Origin of the sequence: Burkholderia arboris (assembly GCF_038723655.1) — a bacterium.
GTDB lineage: Bacteria > Pseudomonadota > Gammaproteobacteria > Burkholderiales > Burkholderiaceae > Burkholderia > Burkholderia arboris.
This window is the reverse complement of the sequence record NZ_CP109821.1, coordinates 48,501-68,363: the sequence shown is the minus strand read 5'-3', so window position 1 is coordinate 68,363 and position 19,863 is coordinate 48,501. Positions and strand designations below refer to the sequence as shown.

Annotated in this window: 22 protein-coding genes; 19 read left to right on the top strand and 3 right to left on the bottom strand. The window is 68.9% G+C overall.

The window, feature by feature from the left end:
* The first annotated feature begins 2 nt into the window (after positions 1-2).
* The 4 genes from gspK to OHZ10_RS00300 are packed head-to-tail and all read left to right on the top strand — an operon-like array spanning position 3 to position 3,870.
* Positions 3-1,142 (top strand): type II secretion system minor pseudopilin GspK, encoded by a 1,140-nt coding sequence (gene gspK, locus OHZ10_RS00315; protein ID WP_174993446.1) that lies wholly within the window; start codon positions 3-5, stop codon positions 1,140-1,142.
* A gap of 26 nt (positions 1,143-1,168) precedes the next feature.
* Positions 1,169-2,542 (top strand): type II secretion system protein GspL, encoded by a 1,374-nt coding sequence (gene gspL, locus OHZ10_RS00310; RefSeq protein WP_342703316.1) that lies wholly within the window; start codon positions 1,169-1,171, stop codon positions 2,540-2,542.
* Positions 2,539-3,045: a type II secretion system protein GspM gene (gene gspM / locus OHZ10_RS00305; protein WP_059236551.1), complete on the top strand. Its 507-nt coding sequence runs from the start codon at positions 2,539-2,541 to the stop codon at positions 3,043-3,045. Before gspL ends, gspM begins: the two co-directional genes overlap by 4 nt.
* A 36-nt stretch (positions 3,046-3,081) precedes the next feature.
* Positions 3,082-3,870, top strand: coding sequence for a type II secretion system protein N (locus OHZ10_RS00300; protein ID WP_059236553.1), 789 nt, complete (start codon positions 3,082-3,084; stop codon positions 3,868-3,870).
* 21 nt (positions 3,871-3,891) lie between these two features.
* Here the strand turns inward: OHZ10_RS00300 and OHZ10_RS00295 are convergent, their stop codons facing one another.
* Both OHZ10_RS00295 and OHZ10_RS00290 read right to left on the bottom strand, forming a co-directional pair.
* Positions 3,892-5,463: an efflux transporter outer membrane subunit gene (locus tag OHZ10_RS00295; RefSeq protein WP_059232824.1), complete on the bottom strand. Its 1,572-nt coding sequence runs from the start codon at positions 5,461-5,463 to the stop codon at positions 3,892-3,894.
* A gap of 270 nt (positions 5,464-5,733) precedes the next feature.
* Positions 5,734-6,018: a multidrug ABC transporter ATPase gene (locus OHZ10_RS00290; RefSeq protein ID WP_081051891.1), complete on the bottom strand. Its 285-nt coding sequence runs from the start codon at positions 6,016-6,018 to the stop codon at positions 5,734-5,736.
* 175 nt (positions 6,019-6,193) lie between these two features.
* Between OHZ10_RS00290 and OHZ10_RS00285 the strand changes: the two genes are divergently transcribed.
* Both OHZ10_RS00285 and OHZ10_RS00280 read left to right on the top strand, forming a co-directional pair.
* On the top strand, positions 6,194-6,679 hold the full coding sequence (locus OHZ10_RS00285; protein WP_059232826.1) for a MarR family winged helix-turn-helix transcriptional regulator: 486 nt from the start codon (positions 6,194-6,196) through the stop codon (positions 6,677-6,679).
* A 177-nt stretch (positions 6,680-6,856) separates the two neighbouring features.
* Entirely contained in the window at positions 6,857-8,419 is a 1,563-nt protein-coding gene (locus tag OHZ10_RS00280; RefSeq protein WP_059232827.1) for a DHA2 family efflux MFS transporter permease subunit, read from the top strand.
* A 72-nt stretch (positions 8,420-8,491) separates the two neighbouring features.
* Here OHZ10_RS00280 and OHZ10_RS00275 read toward each other — a convergent pair whose 3' ends face one another.
* Entirely contained in the window at positions 8,492-9,418 is a 927-nt protein-coding gene (locus OHZ10_RS00275; RefSeq protein ID WP_059232828.1) for a LysR family transcriptional regulator, read from the bottom strand.
* A gap of 139 nt (positions 9,419-9,557) precedes the next feature.
* On the opposite strand from OHZ10_RS00275, the gene OHZ10_RS00270 reads away from it, so the two are divergent.
* From OHZ10_RS00270 to OHZ10_RS00210, 13 genes are all read left to right on the top strand, one after another.
* The gene (locus OHZ10_RS00270; RefSeq protein ID WP_342703312.1) at positions 9,558-10,031 is read left to right on the top strand and encodes a CidA/LrgA family protein; all 474 of its coding nucleotides are present in this window, start codon (positions 9,558-9,560) and stop codon (positions 10,029-10,031) included.
* A gap of 13 nt (positions 10,032-10,044) precedes the next feature.
* Positions 10,045-10,767, top strand: a complete 723-nt coding sequence (locus OHZ10_RS00265; protein WP_059232829.1) for an LrgB family protein — start codon at positions 10,045-10,047, stop codon at positions 10,765-10,767.
* A gap of 162 nt (positions 10,768-10,929) precedes the next feature.
* On the top strand, positions 10,930-11,466 hold the full coding sequence (gene fliL, locus OHZ10_RS00260) for a flagellar basal body-associated protein FliL (protein WP_059232830.1): 537 nt from the start codon (positions 10,930-10,932) through the stop codon (positions 11,464-11,466).
* A gap of 22 nt (positions 11,467-11,488) precedes the next feature.
* A complete protein-coding gene (gene fliM / locus OHZ10_RS00255) occupies positions 11,489-12,487 on the top strand; it encodes a flagellar motor switch protein FliM (RefSeq protein ID WP_059232831.1) in 999 nt (332 codons plus the stop codon).
* Positions 12,480-12,971: a flagellar motor switch protein FliN gene (gene fliN, locus OHZ10_RS00250; RefSeq protein ID WP_059232832.1), complete on the top strand. Its 492-nt coding sequence runs from the start codon at positions 12,480-12,482 to the stop codon at positions 12,969-12,971. Before fliM ends, fliN begins: the two co-directional genes overlap by 8 nt.
* Positions 12,968-13,543 (top strand): flagellar biosynthetic protein FliO, encoded by a 576-nt coding sequence (gene fliO, locus OHZ10_RS00245; protein WP_342703310.1) that lies wholly within the window; start codon positions 12,968-12,970, stop codon positions 13,541-13,543. Before fliN ends, fliO begins: the two co-directional genes overlap by 4 nt.
* Positions 13,544-13,579: 36 nt before the next feature.
* Complete coding sequence (fliP, locus tag OHZ10_RS00240) at positions 13,580-14,341, top strand: flagellar type III secretion system pore protein FliP (RefSeq protein WP_059232834.1); 762 nt, start codon at positions 13,580-13,582, stop codon at positions 14,339-14,341.
* A 20-nt stretch (positions 14,342-14,361) separates the two neighbouring features.
* Positions 14,362-14,634, top strand: coding sequence for a flagellar biosynthesis protein FliQ (fliQ, locus tag OHZ10_RS00235; RefSeq protein ID WP_006491272.1), 273 nt, complete (start codon positions 14,362-14,364; stop codon positions 14,632-14,634).
* Positions 14,635-14,657: 23 nt separating this feature from the next.
* Entirely contained in the window at positions 14,658-15,440 is a 783-nt protein-coding gene (gene fliR, locus OHZ10_RS00230) for a flagellar biosynthetic protein FliR (protein WP_174994586.1), read from the top strand.
* Positions 15,441-15,592: 152 nt separating this feature from the next.
* A complete protein-coding gene (locus OHZ10_RS00225) occupies positions 15,593-16,597 on the top strand; it encodes an ABC transporter substrate-binding protein (RefSeq protein WP_256085413.1) in 1,005 nt (334 codons plus the stop codon).
* Between the two features lie 112 nt (positions 16,598-16,709).
* On the top strand, positions 16,710-17,507 hold the full coding sequence (locus tag OHZ10_RS00220; protein WP_040142661.1) for an ABC transporter ATP-binding protein: 798 nt from the start codon (positions 16,710-16,712) through the stop codon (positions 17,505-17,507).
* A gap of 38 nt (positions 17,508-17,545) precedes the next feature.
* The gene (locus OHZ10_RS00215; RefSeq protein WP_011350459.1) at positions 17,546-18,403 is read left to right on the top strand and encodes an ABC transporter permease; all 858 of its coding nucleotides are present in this window, start codon (positions 17,546-17,548) and stop codon (positions 18,401-18,403) included.
* An 88-nt stretch (positions 18,404-18,491) separates the two neighbouring features.
* Positions 18,492-19,859, top strand: coding sequence for a sensor histidine kinase (locus tag OHZ10_RS00210; RefSeq protein WP_340624593.1), 1,368 nt, complete (start codon positions 18,492-18,494; stop codon positions 19,857-19,859).
* Positions 19,860-19,863 lie beyond the last annotated feature (4 nt).

Below are 19,863 nucleotides of genomic sequence, written 5' to 3'. Positions count from 1 at the left end.
CGATGCGCGTGCGCCCTTCCCGTCCATCCTCCCGCAGCCGCGCCGCCGCACGCGTGCGAGCACGCGGCCGCCAGCGCGGCGCCGCGATCATCACCGCGCTGCTCGTCGTCGCGCTGTCGGCGATCCTCGTGTCGGGGATGCTGTGGCGCCAGCAGGTGCAGATCCGCCGCATCGAAAACCAGCGCGTGATCGCGCAGGCGCAGTGGGTCGCGCGCGGCGCGCTCGACTGGACGCGGATGATCCTGCGCTCCGAAGGCGACACGGCGCCCGGCATCACCTATCTCGGCGGGATCTGGGGCGTGCCGATCGCGAAGACGAAGCTGTCGGATTTCCTCGGCCGGATCGGTGCACCCAACGACAACGGCGGCGAGGACACCTATATCTCCGGCTCGATCGAGGACGCGCAGGCGAAGTTCAACCTGCGCAACCTCGTGTCGTCGCCGGCGCCCGGCGTGCTGCAGCTGAACGTCACGCAGCTCCAGGCGTTCCAGCGCCTGCTGACGACGCTCGGCTACGACGGTGCGTTCGCGAAGCGCATTGCGCTGCAGGTGCGCGCGGGCCTGCTGCATTCGGCGACGCGCTTCCAGATGCCGAACCTGCCCGGCGGCGGCGGCACCGCGGCGAACGCCGCGACCGCGCCGGTGACCAGCGGCGACATGCAGGGTAGCGGCTTCACCGACGATCCGGGGCTCTCCGGTGGCGATCGCGGGCCCGCGCCGCTGATGATGACGAGCGTCGACAGCCTGCTCGACGTCGACGGCGTGACGCCCGAAATGGTTGCGCGGCTGCGCCCGTTCGTCACCGTGCTGCCGACCACGACGCCCGTGAACATGAACACCGCGCCGGCCGAAGTGATCGCCGCGCTGGTGCCGGGGATGAGCGTGTCGTCCGCGCAGGCGCTCGTGTCGCGCCGCGAGACCGTGTTTTTCCGGAACGTCGGCGACGTGCAGCTCGCGCTGCGCGGGGCCGGCGCGCCGCCGAACGTGACGATCGACTCGAGCCTCGTCGATGTCAATTCGAGCTATTTCATCGTGCACGGCCGGATCCAGCACGATCGCGCGGAGGTCGACCGCACCTCGCTCGTGTATCGTGATCCGACCACGCACTCGACGCGGGTCGTGCGTATCCGCGACCAGCTATAACGACGCCAATCGGGAGAGGAGCTCTTGTGAGCACGTTGATTGTTTCTTTGCCGCCGCGCGAGCCTGCCGTGCCGTTGCAGGAATGGCAGTGGCCCGAGCTGCCGTTCACGCTCGTCGACAAGGCCGGCCAGGTGCAGCGCGCGGGCCGCGCCGCGCTCGCGCTGCTGCCGCGCGCGAATGCGACGGTGCTGATCGTCGCCGCGCGCGACGTGCTGCTGCTGGCCGCGACCGTGCCGCCGCTGAAGGGGCCGAAGCTGCGCCAGGCGCTGCCCAACATCGTCGAGGATCAGCTGATCCAGGATCCGCTCGGCTGTCACATCGCGCTCGATCCGGCCGCGCTGCCCGACGGGCGCCGCGTGCTGGCCGTCGTCGATCGCGCGTGGTTCCGCACGATCTGCGAAGCGTTCACGTCGGCCGGCCACCGGCACCTGAGCGCGGTGCCCGCCACCCGCTGCCTGCCGGCGCCGCGTGCGTCGGCCGAAACGGCATCGACCGCGCCGGCCGACGGTGAGACTACCGACGCCGCCGCGCTTGCCGCGGACGCCGCCGAGCCGCCTGCCCGCCCGGCGACGGTCGCCGCGGTGCTCGGGCTCGCGACGTCGGTCGAGCCGGTGCTGGTCGACGCCGGCGCGCTGCCGGCCGCGGCCGGTGCGCCGCGCCTCGAACTCGCCGTGGCGCGCGGTGCGCTCGGCGAAGGCTTCGCGGCGCCTGCGGCGCGCGCGGCCGGCACGCTGACCGCGCTCGCGCGTGGCGGCGACGTCGAACTGTACGAGCTCGGCGAACCGGGTGCGGAGCCGCGGCTCGCGTCGGTCGGCCGGCCTGACGCGACGCTGTTGCCAGGCGCCGCGCCGCTGCCGTTCGACACGTTCGCGCGTCGCGCGCTGACCGAGAAGTTCGATCTGTGCCAGTTCGAATTCGAGTCGCAGCCCTGGCGTTTCGACCGCGCGACGGTGAAACGCCTGCGCGTGCCGCTCGCGCTCGTCGCGGCGACGCTCGGCGTCGCGGTGATCGGGATGAACCTGCACTGGTGGAAGCTGTCGCGCGAACGCGATGCGCTGTCCGCGCAGATCACCGAGACGCTCTTGTCCGCGTTCCCGAAGACGACGACGGTGCTCGATCCGCCCGCGCAGATGCAGCGCCAGCTCGACCAGCTTCGCCTGGCGGCCGGCGAGTTGTCGCCGAACGATTTCCTCGCGCTGTCGAGCGGGCTGTCGCGGTCGATGGGCGCGCTGCCGCTGAACGGCATCGCGTCGCTCGACTATCACGACCGGCGGCTCGACGTCGGCTTCAAGCCGGAGGTCAAGGTCGATCCCGATTTCACGCAGCGCCTCGCGCGCAACGGACTGTCCGGCGAAGTCGACAGCAACACGGGCAAATGGACGATCCGGAGCCGCTCATGAAAACGGAACAACTGAACCAGACGCTGGCCCAGTTCTGGGGCGAACGCTCGCCGCGCGAGAAGACGCTGCTCGGCTGGGGCGGCGCCGTTCTGGCGGTCGCGATTGCGTATTCGGTGCTGTGGTCGCCCGCGCAGGAAGGCCGCGCACGGATCCAGCGCGAGCTGCCGACGATGCGTCACGAGCTTGCGCAGATGACCGCCCAGGCGAACGAGGCGAAGTCGCTGACGGCCGCCGCGCAAGGCGTCGCGCCGACCGGCCTCGCGCTGAAGGACGCACTGACCGCGTCGCTGTCCGATCACGGGCTGCAGGGGGCGCAGGTGCAGATCGTCGGCAACGGCGTGCAGGTGCAGATGAAGAACGTGTCGTTCCCGGCGTGGACCCAGTGGCTCGACGATGCGCGCCGGCAGTTCAAGGTGCAGGTCGGCGAGGCGCACGCGACCGCGCTGAAGGACGACGGCCAGGTCGACCTGACGGCCGTGATGCAACCTTCCGTCCAGAAATAGATGACGGCAGCGGATGATGCAAACGCGGGTCGGCCGATGAGGCCGTGGGCGAAGCGGCTCGTCACGGTATTGCCGTGGGTACTGGCAGGTGGCCTGGCGACGGCGGTGACGCTCGTCGCGCTGGCGCCGGCCGCGTGGATCGCGCCGCAGTTCGCGCGCGCGACCGGCGGACACGTGAATCTCGTCGATCCGGACGGGTCGCTGTGGCACGGCTCGGGCACGCTGATGCTCGCGCCGGGCGCCGACCAGAGCGCGGCGACGCTGCTGCCGGGCCGGGTCGAATGGACCACGCACTTCTGGCCGCTGCTGACCGGCCGCGTGCAGATGCGCATGCGGCAGACCGAGGCGATGCCCGATGCCGTCACGCTCGATGCGACGTGGCGCGGCGCGGTGCTGTCGGCGGGCACGATGGCCGTGCCCGCTTCGCTGCTCGCGGGGCTCGGCACGCCGTTCAACACGCTCGACCTGCAGGGCGACGTGCGGATCGGCTGGAGCGACTGGCGCCTGTTCGGCAACAACGCATTCGGCCAGCTGACGGTGACGATCGACTCGATGAGTTCGCGCGTGTCGCGCGTGAAGCCGCTCGGTTCGTACCGCGCGGTGCTGCAGGCGAAGGGCGCGGGCGCCGATCTCGACCTGTCGACGACGCAGGGCCCGCTGTTCCTCGACGGGCACGGCAACTTCGGCCCTGGGCAGGGATCGTTCCGCGGCACCGCGCATGCGGCGCCCGAACAGCAGGCGAACCTCGCGGGGCTGCTGAACCTGCTCGGCCACCCGATCGGAAACAACGAGGTGTCGCTGATCTTCGGCGACGCGCAGCGCTGACGCGCGCGTCGCCCGTTTTCCTTACTTCTGCGCGAGCGGCGTAGCGGCTGATGGCGCGGTGGCGGCAGGCGCGGCTGCACCGGACGCCGGCACGGGGGCCGGCGCCGCCATGTCGCCGTTCTCGCGCGCCATGTCCGAAGCATCCCAGCCGCCGCCGAGCGCCTTCACGAGTCCGACCGACGACACCATCCGCTGGCCGGCGATCGTCGCGAGCTTCTGCTGCGCGGTGAACGCGGTGGTCTGCGCGGTCAGCACGTTCAGGTACGCGACCGTGCCGGCCTTGTACTGGTTCGTGACGATCGCGAGCGAGTGCTCGGCGCTGTCGACGGCCTGCCGTTGCACGTCAATTTCCTGCGCGAGGATGCGCTGCGACGCGAGGTTGTCCTCGACGTCCTGGAACGCGGTGAGCACCGCGAGGCGATACGCGGCGACGTCCTGGTCGTAGGTCGCGCGCGCGGCGTCGGTCTGCGCGGCGCGCAGCCCTGCATCGAACAGCGTGGCCGCGAGCTGCGGGCCGACCGTCCAGAAACGCGCCGGCAACGTGAACAGCTGCGACCACACCGAGCTCTGGAAGCCGCCGGTGGCCGACAGCGTAAGCGTGGGAAAGAACGCGGCAATCGCGACGCCGATCTGCTCGTTCGCGGCCGCCGCGCGGCGCTCGGCCGCCGCGATGTCGGGCCGGCGCTCGAGGATCGCGGACGGCACGTCGACCGGCGTGATCGGCGGCTCGGCCGCGAGCGGGGCCGGCGGCAGCGAGAAGGTCGACGCCGGTTCGCCGATCAGCGTCGCGATCGCATGCTCGTACTGCGCACGCGCCACACCGTTGTCGATCTGCGCGGCTTGCGCGCTCTGCAGCTGCGTCTGCGCCTGGATCACGTCCGCACGCGCGGCGACGCCCTGGGCGTACTGGTTCTGCGTGAGCTTCAGCGACTGTTCGTACGACTTCACGGTGTCGTCGAGCAGCTTTTGCAGCGCATCGGACGTGCGCAACTGGAAATAGGTTTGCGCGAGCAGCGCCTGCTGCGACAGCCGCGCGTTCGCGAGATCGGCCGCCGCCGCGGCTTCGCCGGCGCGCTGCGCGCTGACGGTGCGGCTCACCTTGCCCCACAGGTCCGGTTCCCAGCTGGCATCGAGGCCGACGCTGTAGCTGTTGTTGATCGACCCGGACGAGCCGCTGCCGAAACTCGACGACGAGCCCGACGACACCGACGTACGCGGCGTGCGGGCACGCGAGCCCGACGCGGTCAGCCCGACGGTCGGGAAATACGCGGCGCGCGCCTCGGTGACGAGCGCGCGCGCCTGCCGGTAGGCGGCCGCCGATTGCGCGATGGTCTGGTTCGATGCGTTGAGCCTGCCGATCAGCGCATCGAGCTGCGGATCGTTGTAGACCGTCCACCACGGGCCGCGATCGGTGCGGTCGGCCGGTTGCGCGACTTTCCAGCCGGCCGGCGCTTCCTTGAACGCGGCGGGGATCGACGTGTCGGGCCGGTGATAGTCGGGCCCGACGGCGCAGCCGGCGAGCAGCACGGCCGTCGCAACGGCGACGGCGGCGCTCAGCGGGCGAAGGGCGCGCGGGAGGGAGGCGTACGGCATCGTGGTTTTCCTGTCTGGGCGTGACGGCCGGCGAGCGGCGCCGCGCGATGCGGTCGTCATGCCGCTGGCGGACAAATGGTAACTGACGGCGGGGAAGCTGCGCAGCCCTAAGGGTACGGTGCGCGAAGGCCGGAATGTGTTACCGGCGCAGCCGGCCGGTTTACCGGCCATTACGGATCGCTTGCGGGAAAACGGGCGTGCGACGACGGCCGCGCAGCAATGCTGCCGGCGCCCGGCCGGATCAGACGGGGAAGCGGGAGCGGTGCGGCGTCAGTGGCAGCGCACCGGCACCGGGATGGGGTCGGCGGCGGACCGCCATGTCGACGGCTCCGTGGCGGCCGGCTGGCTCGTGCGGCGTGCGCCGCCCTTCGCGTTGCGTTGCCGGCGATGATCGAACCAGGCGAACCCGAGCGCCGCGAGCGAGCCGCCCGGCACGACCAGCATCGTCACGTACAGCGCGATCTTCCAGCCGCGGTGCGGCCCGGAAAACACATGATGAGCGGTATCGGTCAGGTTGCGGCGCAGCGCGCCGGCGGCATTTTTCAGGGACAGCATCGCGAACATCCTAGGGGTGCCCGGCAGCGCGGGCGAATCGGTCAGAACATCGTCTCCGGCAGTGCAACATGCACGTCGTAACTGGTTGCCTCAAATAATATTGACTAAGCAATCATTTTTCAAGATACTGGGCGCGTTTTAACCTGAAACGCACTATTGCTGCGCGCGCAATCGTATGACCGGCGGCCTTTACGATCCCGAGAACATCGCGCTGGAAACGAGCCTCGGCTATTACCTGTCGAAGGCGAAGCAGGCGCTCGTCGAGCGGATGGACCGTGCGCTCGAGCCGCTCGACCTCACCGCGCAGCAGATCGGCGTGATCCTGCTGTTGTCGCGCGGCTACGCGCGCACGCCGTTCGAGTTGTCGCGCAAGATGTCCTACGACAGCGGCTCGATGACGCGCATGCTGGACCGGCTCGAACGCAAGGGGCTGATCGCACGTTCGCGCAGCGAGCAGGACCGCCGGATGATCGAGCTGACGCTGACCGAGCGCGGCGCCGAAGCAGCCCGCGCGCTGCCGTCGCTGGTCGCGACCGCGCTCAACGCGCAGCTCGAAGGCTTCTCGGCCGACGAACTCGCGACGCTCACCGGCCTGCTGCAGCGCTTCATCGCCAACGGGCCCGGCACGCCCGGCTGCCCGAAGCCCGACGAAGACGCCTGATGCGCGCGGCGGCCCCATGTCTAGGTTAAGCATTCGCTTATTTATCTGTCTGGGCAGAAAATGACAGGACACGTGCTCCGCTTTTTCCCTTTTTCGTTCCACCCGGCCGGGCCGCGCTGCGTCGCACGCCCGTGCGTTGTGCCGGCGCGTTGCGCGCGCCGCATCTAGGAGATTCCGATGTCCGCCACCCCGGCATCCGCCGCCTCCCCCGCCGCCGAACCCGCGCCGCTGTCCGGCGGGACGCTCGCGCTGCTCACCATCGGGCTCGCGCTCGGCACCTTCATGGAAGTGCTCGACACGTCGATCGCGAACGTCGCGGTGCCGACCATCTCGGGCAGCCTCGGTGTCGCGACCAGCGAAGGCACCTGGGTGATCTCGTCGTATTCGGTCGCGTCCGCGATCGCGGTGCCGCTCACCGGCTGGCTCGCGCGGCGGGTCGGCGAGGTGCGGCTGTTCACGCTGTCGGTGCTCGCGTTCACGGTCGCGTCGGCGCTGTGCGGCTTCGCGACCAACTTCGAGACGCTGATCGCGTTCCGGCTGCTGCAGGGCCTCGTGTCGGGGCCGATGGTGCCGCTGTCGCAGACGATCCTGATGCGCAGCTATCCACCCGCGAAGCGCGGGCTCGCGCTCGGGCTATGGGCGATGACGGTGATCGTCGCGCCGATCTTCGGCCCGCTGCTGGGCGGCTGGATCAGCGACAACTACACATGGCCGTGGATCTTCTACATCAATTTGCCGATCGGCATCTTCTCCGCGGCCTGCGCGTATTTCCTGCTGCGCGGCCGCGAGACGAAGACGTCGAAGCAGCGGATCGACGCGATCGGCCTCGCGCTGCTCGTGATCGGCGTGTCGTGCCTGCAGATGATGCTCGACCTCGGCAAGGACCGCGACTGGTTCAACTCGTCGTTCATCGTCGCGCTCGCGCTGATCGCGGTCGTGTCGCTGGCGTTCATGCTCGTGTGGGAGGCGACCGAAAAGGAGCCGGTGGTCGACCTGTCGCTGTTCAAGGACCGCAACTTCGCGCTCGGCGCGATGATCATCTCGTTCGGCTTCATGGCGTTCTTCGGCTCGGTCGTGATCTTCCCGCTGTGGCTGCAGACGGTGATGGGCTACACGGCCGGCAAGGCCGGCCTCGCGACCGCGCCGGTCGGGCTGCTCGCGCTCGTGCTGTCGCCGCTGATCGGCCGCAACATGCACCGGCTCGACCTGCGGATGGTCGCGAGCTTCGCGTTCATCGTGTTCGCGGGCGTGTCGCTGTGGAACGCGACGTTCACGCTCGACGTGCCGTTCAACCACGTGATCCTGCCGCGGCTCGTGCAGGGGATCGGCGTTGCATGCTTCTTCGTGCCGATGACGACGATCACGCTGTCGAGCATTTCCGACGAGCGGCTCGCGAGCGCGTCGGGGCTGTCGAACTTCCTGCGCACGCTGTCCGGCGCGATCGGCACCGCGGCGAGTTCGACATTCTGGGAGAACGACGCGATCTACCACCATGCGCGGCTGTCGGAATCGGTGAGCATCTACGCGCAGAACACGACCGATTACCAGGGCGCGCTCGCGCAGCTCGGCATCGTCGGGCAGACGGCCAATGCGCAGCTGAATCAGCTCGTCACGCAGCAGGGCTTCATGATGGCGACCAACGACTTCTTCCACCTGTCGGCGGGGATGTTCATCGCGCTCGCGGCGCTCGTGTGGATCACGAAGCCGAGGAAGGGTGCGGGGCCCGCGATGGGGCATTGAGCGTGAAAGGGGCGGCCACGACGGCCGCCCTTTTTGTTTCACGGCCCGCTTCCGCGCTCCGCCGCGCTGCCGTCACGCCCTCGCCCGCAACCCGCCGAATGCGAGATCGTCGCCGGGCGCGATCGGCAGCGTCGCCCGCGCGACATCGAGCCACGCGCGCGCCGCGTGCGACAGGTAGCCCTTCTTCAGCCAGCCGAGCGCGATCGCCCACGTGATTTCCGGCTCGACGATCGGCCGGCACGTGAACTGGCCCGCGTCGAGCCGCCGGCAATACGGCTCGGGCAGCAGCGCGATGCCGACGCCCGCATGGACGAGCGCGGCCATGAAATCCCAGTGGCCGCTGCGGCTCACGATCGACGGCGTGAAGCCGACCTGCCGGCACGCATCGAGCACCGCGTCGTGCAGCGCGAGGCTTTCCGCATAGAACACGAACGATTCGCGCGCGAGATCGGCGAGCGGCACGGCCGCGTGATCCTCCCAGCGCGATTCGCGCGGCGCGACGAGCCACAGCGGCGCGCGCACCATCGGCAGCCGCTCGAACGTGCCGGGATCGACCGGCTCCAGCAGCCCGCCGAGCTCCAGTTCGCCCGACGTCAGCGCGGCCTCGATCATCCGCGCGCCCTGCTCGAACAGCTTCAGCTCGATGTTCGGGTAGCGCTGCTTGTAGGCGGCGATGATCGGCGTGAACAGCGAGCCGCCGAGCGGCGGGATCCCGATCGTCAGCTCGCCGCGGCCGAGCGTGCCGAGATCGTTCAGCTCCGACTGCAGCTGCGCCTGCGCGGCGAGCACGTCCTGGCCGCGCTGGAACACGATCCGCCCCGCATCGGTCAGCACCATCTGCCGGCCGTCGCGCAGCAGCAGCGGCGAACCGATCTCGTCCTCGAGCGCCTTCACCATCTTGCTGATGGTCGGCTGCGTCACGAACAGCTTGTCGGCGGCCGCCGTGAAGCTCTGCTGGCGAACCACCTCGACGAAGTACCGCAGTGCGCGCAATTCCATCGGTGTCTCCCCAAATTGGTGCGGCAATCACAAGCGAATTCCGAATTGGAATGACAAGGATAGAGACAAGTCATTTTATTTATGGTTAGGGGAAACCCTATACTCACACCATCAACGCACTATCCGTATGGAGCCCGTCATGACCAAGCCGATCGCCGCCGCCGCCCGCCCTGCCGCTTCGGGCAGCCTCGCGCATACGGGCCGGATCGTGCTGCAGGCCGCCGCGCTCGGCGCGCTGTGGATGGCCGTCGACTGGGCCGTGCGCAAGGTCGGGCTGCCGATTCCGTCCGGCGTGATCGGCCTCGCGGTGCTGCTCGCGCTGCTGTTCTCGGGCCGCGTCGCGCCCGCGTGGGTGAAGGACGGCGCGAACTGGCTGCTGTCCGACATGCTGCTGTTCTTCGTGCCGGCCGCCGTCGCGGCCGTGCAGTACGGCGGGCTGTTCCGCGAGGACGGCTGGCGCATCGCGCTGGTGATGCTCGCCGGTACCGCGTTCGTGATGGTCGCGGTAGCCGTCGCGGTCGATCTCGCCGCGAAGCTCGAACGCCGGCTCGCCGCGCAGCGCGTGTTCGCCGAACGCCGCCGCACGCGCCTGAGCGCCGTGTCCGCGCACTGAGCCGGAGCTGACCATGCTGGCTGCGCTATCGAACCTGTCCGCCGACCAGGCGAATACCGCGATCTCCCTCGGTTGCTTCGTGCTGACGGTCGTGCTGTATTTCGCGTCGAAGCGGCTCTATGCGTACAAGAAGACGCTGCTGTTCTCGCCGCTCGTGTTCGTGCCGGGTGTGCTGGTGCTGCTCGTGCTGGTGACCGGCATCCCGTATTCGGTCTACTTCCGCGATACGCGCTGGCTGATGTGGCTGCTCGGCCCGGCGACGATCGCGTTCGCGGTGCCGATCTATGAGTATCGCGACCTGATCCGCCGGCACTGGCTGTCGCTGTCGGTCGGCGTCGCGGTCGGGATCGCCGCAGGCGTGTGCGGGTCGCTGCTGCTCGCGAAGCTGCTGCACCTGTCGCCCGAACTGCAGCGCTCGCTGATGACGCGCTCGGTGTCGACGCCGTTCGCGCTCGCCGTATCGGACAAGATCCACGCGCCGAAGGATCTCACGGCGCTGTTCGTGATCGCGACCGGCATCTGCGGAATGCTGCTCGGCGAACTCGTGCTCGCGCTGGTGCCGATGCGCACGCGGCTCGCGCGCGGCGCGCTGTTCGGCGCGGCGGCCCACGGTGTGGGCACCGCGAAGGCGCGCGAGATCGGCAGCGAGGAAGGCGTCGTGTCGAGCCTGACGATGATGATCGCGGGCGTCGCGATGGTGCTGATCGCACCGCTGCTGACGCTGCTGCCGATCTGACACCCCCGCGCCGGGCGGCCGACGCCCGCCCGGCATGCCGCCCCGCGGCGTTCTCCTGGCCCCGTTACCCTGCATCCGGCCGACGCCCGGCCGACAATCGGCTGAGATAGCCGCAAATCCCCCCTCTTTTCCACCCATCGGCCGCGGCCCGGATGCCGAACAATGCATGCTACGAGACATCACGCACGCATTCACATGGCCTCCACGACCGCAAACCCGACCGCCGACAAGCCGGCTTCGTCCGGCAAGTTCAAGCGCATCGCACTCATCGCCATCGTCGCGCTGGGCGCGGCCGCCGCCGCAGCCGGCGGCATGTACGTGTTCCTGAGCAAGGAAGGCGTCGGCCATGCGAGCACGCCCGCCGAGCCGGCGCCGCTTGCCGCGCCGGTGTTCTTCCCGCTCGATCCGCTGACCGTGAACCTGCAGTCGGACGACGGCGCGCAGCACTACCTGCGCGTCGGCCTGTCGCTGAAGCTCACCGACCCGAAGGCGCAGGAGCAGCTGACCGCGCGGATGCCGGAGATCCGCAGCCGGATCCTGCTCGCGCTGTCGAACAAGCATCCCGAGGAACTCGCGACACCGGACGGCAAACGTTCGCTCGCGAAGGAACTGCGGGACCTGATCGAGCAGCCGACGCAACCGGGCAACCAGCGCGCGAAGGTCGACGACGTGCTGTTCACCGAGTTCGTCGTCCAGTAACGCGGCCGCGAAAGGAGCGCGTATGGGTCACCAGGAGTTCATGTCCCAGGAGGAGGTCGATGCCCTCCTCAAGGGCGTCACGGGCGAAACCGATGCAGTCGACGAGCAGCGCGACACATCGGGCGTCCGCCCCTACAACATCGCGACGCAGGAGCGGATCGTCCGCGGCCGGATGCCCGGCCTCGAGATCATCAACGACCGTTTCGCGCGCCTGCTGCGGATCGGCATCTTCAACTTCATGCGGCGCACGGCGGAAATCTCCGTCAGCCAGGTGAAGGTGCAGAAGTACAGCGAGTTCACCCGCAACCTGCCGATCCCGACGAACCTGAACCTGGTGCACGTGAAGCCGCTGCGCGGCACGTCGCTGTTCGTGTTCGACCCGAACCTCGTGTTCTTCGTCGTCGACAACCTGTTCGGCGGCGACGGGCGCTTTCACACGCGCGTCGAAGGCCGCGATTTCACGGCCACCGAGCAGCGGATCATCGGCAAGCTGCTGAACCTCGTGTTCGAGCACTACGCGACCGCATGGAAGAGCGTGCGGCCGCTGCAGTTCGAATTCGTGCGTTCGGAGATGCACACGCAGTTCGCGAACGTCGCGACGCCGAACGAAATCGTGATCGTCACGCAGTTCTCGATCGAGTTCGGGCCGACGGGCGGCACGCTGCACATCTGCATGCCGTACTCGATGATCGAGCCGATCCGCGACGTGCTCAGTTCGCCGATCCAGGGCGAGGCGCTCGAAGTCGACCGCCGCTGGGTGCGCGTGCTGTCGCAGCAGGTGCAGGCCGCCGAGGTCGAGCTGACCGCGAATCTCGCCGAGATCTCGTCGACCTTCGAGAAGATCCTGAACCTGCGCGCGGGCGACGTGCTGCCGCTGGAGATCGAGGACACGATCACCGCGAAGGTTGACGGCGTGCCGGTGATGGAGTGCGGCTACGGAATTTTCAATGGTCAATATGCGTTGCGCGTGCAGAAGATGATCAGCGCGGGCGATACGATGAAGGAAGGTGGATATGAGTGAGCTGAACCAGACGCCCGACGACGACATCCAGGCGATGGCCGACGCGGCCCTCGCGGCTTCGGCCGCCGACGCGCAGGCGGCGCCGGCCGCGGCGGAGGAAGATCCGGGCATGGACGACTGGGCGGCCGCGCTCGCCGAGCAGAACCAGCAGCCGGTGCAGGCCGGCGCAACGGGCGCCGGCGTGTTCCAGCCGCTGTCGAAGGCCGCGTCGACCTCGACGCACAACGATATCGAGATGATCCTCGACATCCCGGTCAAGATGACCGTGGAGCTTGGCCGCACGAAGATCGCGATCCGCAACCTGCTGCAGCTCGCGCAGGGGTCGGTCGTCGAGCTCGACGGCCTCGCCGGCGAGCCGATGGACGTGCTCGTGAACGGCTGCCTGATCGCGCAGGGCGAGGTCGTGGTCGTGAACGACAAGTTCGGCATCCGCCTGACCGACATCATCACGCCGGCCGAACGCATCCGGAAACTGAATCGATGACAGTCGTGAAGCCCGGCCACCGCGTGTGCAACGCGCTTGCAGCGGCGGCGCCAGCCGTCGTCGCATCGCTCGCGTGCGCGCCGGCCGGCGCCGCCGACATGAACGCGGTGAACCACGCCGGTGCGATCGCGTCGAGCGTGATGGTCGGTTCGGCCGCGCCGTCGCTCGGCATCGGCGCAGTGCTGCAAACGCTCGTCGGGCTCGCGGTCGTGATCGGCCTCGTGTTCGCATGCGCTTGGCTCGCGCGCCGCTTCGGCTTCCAGCCCGCGCGGCGCGGCGGCCCGCTGAAGGTCGTGTCGAGCGTCGCGGTCGGCACGAAGGAAAGCGCGACGATCGTCGAGATCGGCGGCACCTGGCTCGTGCTCGGCGTCGCGCCGGGCAACGTGCGCCTGCTGCATACGCTGCCGGCCGGTTCGGCGGCGGCCACCGCGACGGCGGGCTCGGCCCCGGCCGATGCCGCCGCCGGCGGCGCCCCGTCCGACGGCAGCCTGCCCGGCACGTTCGGCTCGCGGTTCCGCGACGCGCTCGCGGGCGAAGCCGCGAAGCGCCTCGGTCGCGGCAAGGACCGCTGACATGGCGCCGCGCCCTCTTTCCGACCCCGCATTCCAATGAAACACGAATTCCTGCGTCGCGCGGCGCGCGTCGCGCCCGTGCTGATCCTCTGCCTCGCGCCGGCGCTCGCCCATGCGCAGGCGAACGGCCTGCCCGCGTTCAACGCGAGCCCGGGCCCGCACGGCGGCACCACCTATTCGCTGAGCGTGCAGACGATGCTGCTGCTCACGATGCTGTCGTTCCTGCCGGCGATGCTGCTGATGATGACGAGCTTCACGCGCATCATCATCGTGCTGTCGCTGCTGCGCCAGGCGCTCGGCACCGCGACGACGCCGCCGAACCAGGTGCTCGTCGGCCTCGCGATGTTCCTCACCTTCTTCGTGATGTCGCCGGTGCTCGACCGTGCGTACAACGACGGCTACAAGCCGTTCTCCGACGGCTCGATGCCGATGGAGCAGGCCGTGCAGCGCGGCGTCGCGCCGTTCAAGACCTTCATGCTGAAGCAGACCCGCGAGACCGATCTCGCGCTGTTCGCGAAGATCTCGAAGGCCGCGCCGATGCAGGGCCCCGAGGACGTGCCGCTGTCGCTGCTGGTGCCCGCGTTCGTCACGAGCGAGCTGAAGACGGGCTTCCAGATCGGCTTCACGGTCTTCATCCCGTTCCTGATCATCGACATGGTCGTCGCGAGCGTACTGATGTCGATGGGGATGATGATGGTGTCGCCGTCCACCGTGTCGCTGCCGTTCAAGCTGATGCTGTTCGTGCTGGTCGACGGCTGGCAGCTGCTGATCGGCTCGCTCGCGCAGAGCTTCACGTAAGCCGCGGAGGAACACGCACGATGACGCCCGAACAAGTGATGACCCTCGCCCACCAGGCGATGATGGTCGGCCTGCTGCTCGCGGCCCCGCTGCTGCTGGTCGCGCTCGCGGTCGGCCTCGTCGTGAGCCTGTTCCAGGCCGCGACGCAGATCAACGAGGCGACGCTGTCGTTCATCCCGAAGCTGCTCGCGGTTGCCGCGACGCTCGTGATCGCCGGCCCGTGGATGCTGACGACGATGCTCGACTACCTGCGGCAGACGCTGCTGCACGTCGCGACGCTCGGCGTCGGCTGAGCCGCGCGCAGCACCCGGCGGCAATGTTCTCGGTTACCTACGCGCAGCTCAACGGCTGGCTCACGGCGTTCCTGTGGCCGTTCGTGCGGATGCTCGCGCTCGTCGCGACGGCGCCCGTCGTCGGCCACGCGTCGGTGCCCGTGCGCGCGAAGATCGGCCTGGCCGCGTTCATGGCGCTGGTCGTCGCGCCGACGCTCGGCGCGATGCCGGACGTCACCGTGTTCTCCGCGCAGGGCATCTGGATCCTCGTCACGCAGTTCCTGATCGGCGCCGCGATGGGCTTCACGATGCAGGTCGTGTTCGCGGCCGTCGAGGCGGCCGGCGACTTCATCGGGCTGTCGATGGGCCTCGGTTTTGCGACGTTCTTCGATCCGCACACGAGCGGCGCGACGCCCGTGATGGGCCGCTTCCTGAACGCGGTCGCGATGCTCGCGTTCCTCGCGGTGGATGGCCACCTGCAGGTATTTGCCGCGCTCGCCGCGTCGTTCCAGTCGCTGCCGGTGTCGGCCGACCTGCTGCACGCGCCGGGCTGGCGCACGCTCGCCGCGTTCGGCGCGACCGTGTTCGAGATGGGGCTGCTGCTTGCGCTGCCGGTGGTGGCGGCGCTCCTGATCGCTAACCTCGCGCTCGGCATCCTGAACCGCGCGGCGCCGCAGATCGGCGTGTTCCAGATCGGCTTTCCCGTCACGATGCTCGTCGGGCTGTTGCTCGTGCAACTGATGATCCCGAACCTCGTGCCGTTCGTGTCGCACCTGTTCGACATGGGGCTCGACACGATGGGGCGGGTGCTGATCGGCTGGCGCTAGCCGCATCCGGCCCCGTTCGCCCCCCGTTGCTGGAAAACCCCTAAAGGAATCGCCGGCCCGCGAAAGGTAGCGGAAGGTTTCGCGTCCCTATACTCGTTGTGACGATGCAGCACGCATCGCGCCACACGAATACAACGAACGGAGACGACCCGATGCGACCCATCCTGCGCACCCTCGCCGTGGCAGCCAGCCTGAGCTGCGCGCTTGCCGCTCACCCCGCTTTTGCCGACGACGGCGGCAAGATCACGATCATGGTCGGCGGGATCGCGAAGCTGATCTACCTGCCCGCGCGGCTCACGCAGGAACTCGGCTACTTCAAGGCCGAAGGGCTCGATGTCGAGCTGCTGTCGCAGCCGGCCGGCGTCGACGCCGAGAACGAGCTGCTCGCGGGTGCCGTGCAGGGCGTCGTCGGCTTCTACGACCATACGATCGACCTGCAGAGCAAGGGCAAGGACGTGAAGGCGATCGCCGTGTTCGGCCAGGTGCCGGGCGAAGTCGAAATGGTGTCGACCAAGGCCGCGCCGACGTTCAAGTCGATGGCCGACGCGAAGGGCAAGACGCTCGGCGTGACGGGCCTCGGCTCGTCGACGAGCTTCCTCACCCAATACCTCGCGCTGCAGCACGGCGTGCCGTCCACGCAGTACACGATGCTGCCGGTCGGCGCCGACGCGAGCTTCATCGCCGCGATCAAGCAGGGCCGCATCGATGCCGGCATGACGACCGAGCCGACGGTGTCCGCGCTCGAGAAGATGGGCGACGCGAAGGTGCTGGTCGACATGCGCACCGTCGACGGCACGCGCGCCGCGCTCGGCGGCACCTACCCGGCCGCGAGCCTGTACGTGCAGTCGGCGTGGGCCGATTCGCACAAGGCGGAAGCGACCAGGCTCGCGCATGCGTTCGCGAAGACGATGCAGTTCATCCATGCGCACAGCGCCGAGGAGATCGCCGCGAAGATGCCGGCCGACTACCAGAAGGACAAGGCGCTGTACGTGTCCGCCCTGAAGGCGTCGCTGCCGATGTACACGGCCGACGCGAAGATGCCGGCCGACGGTCCGGCGACCGTGCTGAAGGTGCTGTCGGCGTTCAACCCGTCGGTGAAGGGCAAGCACATCGACCTGGCGCGCACCTTCACGAACGATTTCGTGAACGCGAAGTAACGAGCGGCGCCGGCGGCGGCGATCCCGCCGCCGTGCGTTCCCCGTTCCGGTCCGGCTGGCCGGCCCGGCGTCGCCACGATGCGACGCCCTCTTCACCCGCAGGATCCATGCGATGAACCAGGCAGTCTCCCCGAGCACACCGGCGATCGAGTTTCGCAACGTGTCGTGCCGCTTCATTTCGCCGGAAGGCAAAGCCACCGTCGCGCTGCGCGACTTCAGCATGAGCGTCGCGCGCGGCGAATTCATCGCGATCGTCGGGCCGACCGGCTGCGGCAAGTCGACGACGCTGAACCTGATCACCGGGCTGCTCAAGCCCGTGTCGGGCGAAGTGCGCGTGATGGGCCGCCCGGTCGACGGGATCGATCCGCGCATCGGCTTCGTGTTCCAGGCCGACGCGGTGTTCCCGTGGCGCAACGTGATCGACAACGTCGCGGCGGGCCCGCTGTTTCGCGGCCGCTCGAAGGACGTCGCGTATGCGCAGGCCGAGGAATGGATCCGCAAGGTCGGCCTCGACAAGTTCACGAAGCACTACCCGCACCAGCTGTCCGGCGGGATGAGGAAGCGCGTCGCGCTCGCGCAGACCTTCATCAACCAGCCGGAAATCCTGCTGATGGACGAGCCGTTCTCCGCGCTCGACATGCAGACCCGCACGCTGATGCAGGACGAGCTGCTGCAGCTCTGGTCCGCGAACAAGGGCTCGGTCGTGTTCGTCACGCACGATCTCGAAGAGGCGATCGCGCTTGCCGACCGCGTGTTCGTGCTGACCGCGCGCCCCGCGACGCTCAAGCGCGTGTACGAGATCGACTTGCCGCGCCCGCGCGTCACGTCGGAGATCCGCTACGACGCGCGCTTCATCGAAATTTCCAAGGACATCTGGCACGACCTGCGCGAAGAAGTGCAGATCGGCTGACGCATACGCCGCACGGCAAGGACAGCAAGGACAGGAGCATGACCGACATGACGCTTCCCCCCACCGCCATTCCGGCGACAACGCTCGAGGACGACGAGCGCGCCGCACAACGCCGGCTGCGCCGCCGGCGCAACTTGATCGTCACGCTGCGGATCGCCGTGCTGGTGATCGTACTGGGCGGGTGGGAACTCGCCGCCCGGCTCAAGTGGATCGATCCGTTCTTCTTCTCGATGCCGTCGCTGATCTTCGACCAGATCCAGGACTGGTTCGTGAACGGCACGTCGCAGGGCCCGCTGCTCACGCAGGTGTGGGTCACGCTCGAGGAAACCGGGATCGGCTTCGTGATCGGCTCGGTCGCCGGCGTGATTTGCGGGATCGTGCTTGGCCGCAACAAGCTGATGGCCGACGTGTTCGGCCTGTACATCCAGATCGCGAACTCGATTCCGCGCGTCGTGCTCGGCTCGATCTTCGTGATCGCGCTCGGCCTCGGGATGGCGTCGAAGATCGCGCTGGCCGTCGTGATGGTGTTCTTCGTCGTGTTCGGCAACGCGTTCCAGGGCGTGCGCGAAGCCGACCGCTACCTGATCGCGAATGCGCAGATCCTCGGCGCATCGCGCCGGCAGATCACCACGGCCGTCGTGATCCCGTCCGCACTGAGCTGGATTCTCGCGAGCCTGCACGTGAGCTTCGGCTTCGCGCTGGTCGGTGCGGTGGTCGGCGAATTCCTGGGTTCCAAGCAGGGTATCGGGCTGCTAATCTCCACCGCCCAGGGCGCGTTCAACGCGAGCGGCGTGTTCGCGGCGATGATCGTGCTGGCCGTGGTCGCGCTGGCCGCCGACTACCTGCTGACCTGGCTCGAGAAGCGGCTGTTGAAGTGGCGGCCCGCGGCGTTCTGAGCGCCGCCGGCGGACGCCTGACATGACACTCCCGACCGCGCCGGCGACCCCGGCGCGGTTCGGCATTTCGGAGAAGGAGCGCAACAGGATGGCGCACAGCCTGCGCGGGCGGCTGCTGTGGTGGCTGCTGCTGCCGCTCGCGGTATTCGTGCTGATCGCGGGCGCGATGTCGTACGACACCGCGCGGACCACGGCCGGGCTCGTGCAGGACAGCGCGCTCGTCGCGTCCGCGCGCACGATCGGCGAGGACATCGAATGGCGCAACGGCCTGCCGGTCGCCGACGTGCCGCCGGCCGCGCTGGAGATCTTCGAGTCGCCGTCGGGCGATTCGGTGTTCTACAAGGTGATCGACGGCCACGCCCGCCTGCTCGCCGGCAATCCGGCGCTCGACCTGCCCGCGCGGCACGGCGTCGAGCCGACGCTGTACGACACGTCGCTCGACAGCGTGCCGCTGCGCGCGGTGGCCTACGACCGCCAGCTGTACGACGAGGGCCAGGTCGAAACCGTCACGGTGGTCGTCGCGAAGACGACGCGCTCGTACGGCGCGATGGTCGCGACGATCTGGCGGCCGCAGCTCGTGCGCCTGTCGCTGATGCTGGTGCTCGCGGTGGTGCTGGTCTATCTCGGGCTGACGCTGGAGCTGCGCCCGCTGATGAAGCTGAAGGACGACGTCGCCGACCGCGGGCCGATGGAACTCGAGCCGATCCGCCCCGAGCGGCTTCAGCACGAACTGCGGCCGATCGTCGACGCGATCAACCAGTGCATCGCGCGGCTCAACACGCACACGGCCACGCAGCGCCGCTTCATCGCCGACGCCGCACACCAGTTGCGCACGCCGATCGCGGTGCTCGACACGCAGATCCAGTACGCGCAGCGGCGCGGGCACGACGATCCGGAGCTCGCGACGGTGCTCGACAGCATGCAGCGCAGCAGCCGCAAGATGGCCGACGTGACCGACAAGCTGCTGCTGCTCGCGCATGCGGAAGCGACGCCGTCGACGCTGCTGACCCATCGCGTCGACCTCGCGGCCGTGGTGTCGAGCGTGCTGGAGGAGACGATCGTGCTCGCGCAGCGGCGCGACATCGACCTCGGCGCCGATCTCGGCGAGCGGCTCGACGTCGCGGGCAGCGACAGCCTGCTGACCGCGCTGGTGATGAACCTCGTCGACAACGCGGTGCGCTACACGCAGCCGGGTGGCTGCGTGACCGTCTGCGCGCGGCGCGAAGGCGACACGATCGTGCTCGACGTGGTCGACAACGGCCCCGGCATCCCGGCCGAAGCGCGGCCGCATGTGTTCAAGCGGTTCTACCGCGTGTCGGCCGACACCGAAGGCTCGGGCCTGGGCCTCGCGATCGTCCGCGAGATCGCGCAGGCGCATGGCGGCGGCGCGTCGCTCGCGCCGGGGGCCGGCAATCGCGGTATCGTCGTGACCGTACGGCTGCCCGCCTACGATTGAAGAG

Excerpts from the sequence above, each read along its gene's own strand:
- gspK (WP_174993446.1), top strand. The coding sequence starts at position 3 with ATGCGCGTGCGCCCTTCCCGTCCATCCTCCCGCAGCCGCGCCGCCGCA.
- gspM (WP_059236551.1), top strand. The coding sequence starts at position 2,539 with ATGAAAACGGAACAACTGAACCAGACGCTGGCCCAGTTCTGGGGCGAA.
- OHZ10_RS00300 (WP_059236553.1), top strand. The coding sequence starts at position 3,082 with ATGAGGCCGTGGGCGAAGCGGCTCGTCACGGTATTGCCGTGGGTACTG.
- OHZ10_RS00295 (WP_059232824.1), bottom strand. The coding sequence starts at position 5,463 with ATGCCGTACGCCTCCCTCCCGCGCGCCCTTCGCCCGCTGAGCGCCGCC.
- OHZ10_RS00290 (WP_081051891.1), bottom strand. The coding sequence starts at position 6,018 with ATGCTGTCCCTGAAAAATGCCGCCGGCGCGCTGCGCCGCAACCTGACC.
- OHZ10_RS00285 (WP_059232826.1), top strand. The coding sequence starts at position 6,194 with ATGACCGGCGGCCTTTACGATCCCGAGAACATCGCGCTGGAAACGAGC.
- OHZ10_RS00280 (WP_059232827.1), top strand. The coding sequence starts at position 6,857 with ATGTCCGCCACCCCGGCATCCGCCGCCTCCCCCGCCGCCGAACCCGCG.
- OHZ10_RS00275 (WP_059232828.1), bottom strand. The coding sequence starts at position 9,418 with ATGGAATTGCGCGCACTGCGGTACTTCGTCGAGGTGGTTCGCCAGCAG.
- OHZ10_RS00270 (WP_342703312.1), top strand. The coding sequence starts at position 9,558 with ATGACCAAGCCGATCGCCGCCGCCGCCCGCCCTGCCGCTTCGGGCAGC.
- OHZ10_RS00265 (WP_059232829.1), top strand. The coding sequence starts at position 10,045 with ATGCTGGCTGCGCTATCGAACCTGTCCGCCGACCAGGCGAATACCGCG.
- fliL (WP_059232830.1), top strand. The coding sequence starts at position 10,930 with ATGCATGCTACGAGACATCACGCACGCATTCACATGGCCTCCACGACC.
- fliM (WP_059232831.1), top strand. The coding sequence starts at position 11,489 with ATGGGTCACCAGGAGTTCATGTCCCAGGAGGAGGTCGATGCCCTCCTC.
- fliN (WP_059232832.1), top strand. The coding sequence starts at position 12,480 with ATGAGTGAGCTGAACCAGACGCCCGACGACGACATCCAGGCGATGGCC.
- fliO (WP_342703310.1), top strand. The coding sequence starts at position 12,968 with ATGACAGTCGTGAAGCCCGGCCACCGCGTGTGCAACGCGCTTGCAGCG.
- fliP (WP_059232834.1), top strand. The coding sequence starts at position 13,580 with ATGAAACACGAATTCCTGCGTCGCGCGGCGCGCGTCGCGCCCGTGCTG.
- fliQ (WP_006491272.1), top strand. The coding sequence starts at position 14,362 with ATGACGCCCGAACAAGTGATGACCCTCGCCCACCAGGCGATGATGGTC.
- fliR (WP_174994586.1), top strand. The coding sequence starts at position 14,658 with ATGTTCTCGGTTACCTACGCGCAGCTCAACGGCTGGCTCACGGCGTTC.
- OHZ10_RS00225 (WP_256085413.1), top strand. The coding sequence starts at position 15,593 with ATGCGACCCATCCTGCGCACCCTCGCCGTGGCAGCCAGCCTGAGCTGC.
- OHZ10_RS00220 (WP_040142661.1), top strand. The coding sequence starts at position 16,710 with ATGAACCAGGCAGTCTCCCCGAGCACACCGGCGATCGAGTTTCGCAAC.
- OHZ10_RS00215 (WP_011350459.1), top strand. The coding sequence starts at position 17,546 with ATGACCGACATGACGCTTCCCCCCACCGCCATTCCGGCGACAACGCTC.
- OHZ10_RS00210 (WP_340624593.1), top strand. The coding sequence starts at position 18,492 with ATGGCGCACAGCCTGCGCGGGCGGCTGCTGTGGTGGCTGCTGCTGCCG.